This is a genomic window from Bradyrhizobium sp. (assembly GCF_019242285.1).
Lineage (GTDB): Bacteria > Pseudomonadota > Alphaproteobacteria > Rhizobiales > Xanthobacteraceae > Bradyrhizobium.
Map to the genome: position 1 here is coordinate 1 of NZ_JAFAVV010000163.1, position 5,100 is coordinate 5,100.

Annotated in this window: 5 protein-coding genes and 1 pseudogene; 4 read left to right on the forward strand and 2 right to left on the reverse strand. The window is 67.3% G+C overall.

Going from position 1 to position 5,100, the window contains the following annotated elements:
- Both JOY90_RS05975 and JOY90_RS05980 read left to right on the forward strand, forming a co-directional pair.
- Positions 1-1,487, forward strand: a 1,487-nt coding sequence (locus JOY90_RS05975; RefSeq protein ID WP_291690226.1) for an EAL domain-containing protein, incomplete at its 5' end; no start/stop codon positions are given.
- An 84-nt stretch (positions 1,488-1,571) separates the two neighbouring features.
- Positions 1,572-3,041 (forward strand): glycerol-3-phosphate dehydrogenase, encoded by a 1,470-nt coding sequence (locus tag JOY90_RS05980; protein ID WP_291690227.1) that lies wholly within the window; start codon positions 1,572-1,574, stop codon positions 3,039-3,041.
- Here JOY90_RS05980 and JOY90_RS05985 read toward each other — a convergent pair.
- Both JOY90_RS05985 and JOY90_RS05990 read right to left on the reverse strand, forming a co-directional pair.
- Positions 3,022-3,243, reverse strand: a complete 222-nt coding sequence (locus tag JOY90_RS05985) for a hypothetical protein (RefSeq protein WP_367276885.1) — start codon at positions 3,241-3,243, stop codon at positions 3,022-3,024. The two genes, JOY90_RS05980 and JOY90_RS05985, sit on opposite strands and share 20 nt — an antisense overlap.
- A gap of 113 nt (positions 3,244-3,356) precedes the next feature.
- Positions 3,357-3,587, reverse strand: a complete 231-nt coding sequence (locus JOY90_RS05990; protein WP_291690228.1) for a hypothetical protein — start codon at positions 3,585-3,587, stop codon at positions 3,357-3,359.
- Positions 3,588-3,820: 233 nt separating this feature from the next.
- Here JOY90_RS05990 and JOY90_RS05995 point away from each other — a divergent pair, with 233 nt between their 5' ends.
- Complete coding sequence (locus JOY90_RS05995) at positions 3,821-4,921, forward strand: ABC transporter ATP-binding protein (protein WP_291690230.1); 1,101 nt, start codon at positions 3,821-3,823, stop codon at positions 4,919-4,921.
- Positions 4,918-5,100, forward strand: a pseudogene (locus JOY90_RS06000) (putrescine ABC transporter permease PotH); the annotation flags it as partial. The gene JOY90_RS05995 and the pseudogene JOY90_RS06000, both read left to right, overlap by 4 nt.

Genomic DNA, 5,100 nt, shown 5'->3' on the forward strand with positions numbered 1-5,100 from the left:
TCAAGAAACGCGACCTGCTCACCGAGGAGCACCCGATCTCGACCAAGGACGGCCTCAGGCTGTTCCTGACCCGCCGCATGACCGTGCTCGACGAGGCCGGCCAGCCGCAATATCTGATCAAGACCCACGAGGACGTCACCGATCGCCGCCAGACCGAATCGCGCATGGCGCACATGGCCTATCACGACGGCCTGACCGACCTGCCGAACCGTGCGGCGTTCCTGCAGGCGCTGACCCAGATGATCGAGGCTTGCGCCGGCACCGACGAGGAATTCGCCGTGCTCTGCGTCGACCTCGACGGGCTGAAGGAAGTCAATGACGTGTTCGGGCATGCCACCGGCGACAAGCTCCTGATCGAGGTGGCGCAGCGGTTTCAGGCCTCGGCGCGCGGCGGCGTGGTGGCGCGGCTGTCCGGCGACGAGTTCGGCCTGATCATCGACGGCAAGCAGCCGGAGGCCGGCAAGGCGCTGGCCGAGCAGTTGACCGAGGCGCTCGCCAATGAATTTCCGATCGACGGCAAGTCGGTACGCACCGGCGTCACCGTCGGTATCTCCGTGTTCCCGCACAACGGATCGGATGCCGCCTCGCTGCTCGCCAATGCCGGCGCGGCGCTGTTCCGCGCCAAGCAGAAATCGCGCGGCACAATCAGCCTGTACGAGCCGGAGATGGACCAGCAGATCCGCGACCGTCGGATGCTGCACCAGGAGCTCTCCGTCGCGATCAGGAACGGCGAGCTGTCGCTGTATTTCCAGCCGCTCACGATGGCGGCGAAGACCGTCGCCGGCAGCGAGATCATCGGTTTCGAGGCGCTGGCGCGCTGGCTGCACCCGGTGCGCGGCTTCGTGCCACCGAGCGATTTCATCCCGCTCGCCGAGGAAAGCGGCCTGATCGTCGAGATGGGCAAGTGGATCCTGCGCGAGGCCTGTCGCGAGGCGGCGTCCTGGCGGAAGCCGCTGCAGATCGCGGTGAACCTGTCGCCGGCGCAGTTCATGCACGGCGATCTCGTCGGGCTGGTGCATTCGATCCTGCTCGAGACCGGGCTGTCCCCGGGCCGGCTCGAGCTCGAAATCACCGAGGGCGTGCTGATCGAGGATTTCGACCGCGGCCTGGCGCTGCTGCGGCGGCTGAAGGCGCTGGGCGTGCGCATTTCCATGGATGATTTCGGCAGCGGCTATTCCTCGCTGAGCTATCTGCAGGCGTTCCCGTTCGACAAGATCAAGGTCGACCGCACCTTCGTCATGAATCTCGGCCGCAACCCGCAATCGGCGGCGATCGTCCGCGCCGTGATCGATCTCGGCCACGGCCTGGAAATGTCCATCGTCGCCGAAGGCGTCGAAACCATCGAGCAGCTCGCCTTCCTCGCCGAGGAGGGCTGCGACTCGGTGCAGGGCTATCTGCTCGGCAAGCCGTTGCCGATCGCCCAATATGTCGCCGCCGTCGGCCGCACCGGCGCGCCCGTCGTGGCGCCGGTGCGCAAGACCGGCTGAGCTTTCGGAGGGCCTTCGCTAAAGATCGCCGGTGTGGTGCGGCGGCCACGCGTTCGCCGCACCGTCGCGCTGTAGAGTGCGCGCATGGCGGACTACGATCTGGCGATCATCGGTGGCGGGCTCAACGGCGTCAGCGTGGCACGTGATGCGGCGGGGCGCGGCCTGCGCGTCATCCTGTTCGAGCAGGGCGATCTCGGCGCCGGCGCTTCCTCGGCGACGCCGCGGCTGGTTCATGGCGACCTCGCCGTGCTGGAGCGGCGCGGCTTCCAGCGTGTCCACCGCCAGCTCGCCGAGCGCGAGAAATGGCTCAAGATCGCGCCGCATCTGGTCCGCCCGATGCGCTTTGCCATCCCGGCCCACGCCGCGGAGCGCCCGCTGGCGCTGCTGCGCTCCGGTCTCTGGCTCTACGACCATCTGGCCTCCCGCACCCGTCTGCCCGCCGCGGAGACGGTGGACGTCACCCATCATCCGCTCGGCGACGCCCTGAAGCGGCCGTTCGGCACCGCCTTCGAATATTCCGATTGCGTGGTCGACGATTCCCGCCTGGTGGTCACGCTCGCTCTCGACGCCGCGGCGCGGGGCGCCACCATCTGCACCGGCGCGCGTTGCGTGCGCGCGGATCGCGGCGAGTTCTGGCGGCTGGTCGTGATCGACCGCGGGCATCGGAAGGTGATCATGTCCCGGGCGCTCGCCAACACGACCGGCGCCTGGGCGGCTGCGGTGGCGGAGATCGTGCTGCGCGAGCCCGCGCCGAAGCTTGCCGCGGTCCAGGTCAGCCAGATCGTGGTACGCCGCCTGTTCCAGCCTGACAACGTCTACGTGTTCCAGAATGGCGATGGCCGGCTGATCTTTGCGAGCCCCTATGAGCGGGATTGCACGCTGATCGGCACCGTCACTCACGGCTTCAAGGGCGATCCGGCCATCGTTGCGATGAGCGCTGCCGACATCGCCTATCTCTGCGGCGCGGCGAACCGCTATTTTCGCGAGCAGCTCTATCCCACCGACGTGCTGCGCGCGGTCTCCGGCGCCAACCTGGCGCCGCTGCGTGACGGCGACCGGCCGGTGCGGGACGGCGGGATGATGTTCCATCATCGCCGCGGCAAGGCGCCGCTCTTGACGATGTTCGGCGGCGACGTCACGACCTCGCGGCTGCGCGCGGAGCGGGCGGTCTCCGAGCTGACCCCGTTCTATCCGATGACGCCGCGCTGGACGGCGACTGCCCCGCTGCCCGGCGGCGACTTCGATTGGGAGCAGTTCGACGACGAGGTCGAGCGCGCCCGCGAGCGCTGGCGGTTCCTGACCGAGCCGGAAGCGCAGCGCCTGGTCCGCGCCTACGGCACGCGGCTCTCGGTGGTGCTGGGCGAGGCCAAAAGCCGCGCCGACCTCGGCGCGAGCTTTGGTCCCGAACTGACCGAGACCGAGGTGCGCTACCTGATGGCGAGGGAATGGGCGCGTTTTCCGGAGGATATTCTCTGGCGCCGGACCAAGCTGGGGCTAAGCATGCCGGCGGAGGGGCAGAAGGCGTTGGCGGCGTTCATGGCGACGTGTGGTTGAGGTCCGTCGGACTATTCGGAACCTGGCATGCTTGATGGATTGCGTGCACCATGGCGGTCGCATGGATGACGATCTCGTCCGAAGTGATCTCGTAGAATACGAGGAAAGGGTAGGGCGACGTCGTCAATCGACGTATTCTGGCATCCCTTGTCCGGACGCCGATTTCAGGATGCTCCGAAAGCCGGTCGATGAGGGTCTGAATGCGCTTTTGAACTCGCTATGCACCGTGTGGTGAAGCTGCTGAGATTTGGTTGAGGATCGAATCGAGGTCGGCGAGCGCGGGTAGGGTGTAACGGAGCTTCACAGGCCGTAGCTTCACAGGCCGTACTTGGCCCAGATCGCACGGACCTGTGCCTCGGTGGCGAATTCACCTCGTGCCGCCGCCTCGCTCGATGCGGTGATCGCGGCCTCCTCGTCGGGCGAGAGTGTTACGAGCGCTTCGTCGTCCGAGCCGGCCAGTTGAAGGATAATACGTGCAATGTCGTCCTGAGCGTCGGGCGGAAGAGCGCGGGCGGCTTCGAGAGCCTTATCCAAGAGCTTTGTCATGTGATGAACAATAAGCCCCCGGCATGCCGAAGAAAGTGGATTTTGGACAGGATACACCGCGCGGCAGTTGAGCCCGTGACCGTCCGCCGCTAGCTTGCCGCCAGGATTGGGCCGGCGGGAAGATGGTAGAGGGCGCAGCGAAAGACGAGGCAACGACGGAGGCTGCGGAAGCCGAGCCGGCAGTGACCGAGCCTGCGCCGGCCAAGCCTGCTGCGCTGCCGGTGCCGGTCGAGATGCCGCTCTTGCGCATCGAGGCCGTGGTGAAGAAATTCGGCAGCTTTCGCGCCGTCGACGGCGTCTCGCTCGACATCAGGCCCGGCGAGTTCTTTGCGCTGCTCGGCCCGAGCGGCTGCGGCAAGACCACGCTGCTTCGGATGCTCGCCGGCTTCGAGAGCCCGGACGAGGGCCGCATCCTGCTGTCGGGCCGGGACATCGCGCATGTGTTGCCGCACCGGCGGCCGATCAACATGATGTTCCAGAGCTACGCGCTGTTTCCGCATCTGTCGGTGCGCGACAACATCGCCTTCGGGCTGAAGCGCGCCGGCCTGATGCGCTCCGATATCGATGCGCGCGTCGCCGAGATGGTGGGCCTCGTCAAGCTCGGCGGCCTCGAGAAGCGCAGGCCCGACCAGCTCTCCGGCGGCCAGAAGCAGCGCGTGGCGCTGGCGCGCTCGCTGGCGCTGCGGCCGCAGGTACTGCTGCTCGACGAGCCGCTGGCGGCCCTCGACAAGAAGCTGCGTGAAAGCACGCAGCTCGAATTGATGGAGTTGCAGCGGCGGCTCGGCATGACCTTCATCATCGTCACCCATGACCAGGAGGAGGCGATGACGATGGCGAGCCGGATCGGCGTGATGGATGCTGGCCGGCTCGATCAGGTCGCCAGCCCGCGCCAGGTCTACGAGGCGCCGGCCTCGCGCTGGATCGCCGAGTTCATCGGCGACATCAACCTGTTCGACGGCCAGGTCACCTCGCGCGAGGACCATCGCATCGTCGTTGCTACCCGCGACGCCGGCACCATCGTGGCCGCCGAGCCGAGGCAGCCCGTCACCCGAACGACCCTCGCGGTCGCGATCCGCCCGGAGAAGGTCAAGCTGTCGCGCCGCGGCCCCGCTCCGGACTCTGCGCACGCGCATGCGATCAACCGGCTCGAAGGCGTCGTCACCGACGTCAGCTATCTCGGCGGCACGACCACCTACAAGGTCAAGCTCGATTCCGGCGCCGTGGTCCGCTCGTCGATGGCCAACACCGCGCGGCTGGACACCGATGCCTATGGCCTGAGCCAGCGCGTGGTGGCGTGGTTCACGCCCGACGACTGCATGGTGCTGGAGCAATGAGCGCGCGCGACATCTTCGCCCGACCGGCGCGTCGTGCCGCGATCGCGCCCTATCTCTGGATGGTGCTGTTCTTCCTGATACCGTTCGGCTTCGTGCTGAAGATCAGCCTGTCGCAGACCGCGATCGCGCAGCCGCCCTACGAGCCCGTGTTCGATCTGACGGCGGGCCTGGATGCGATC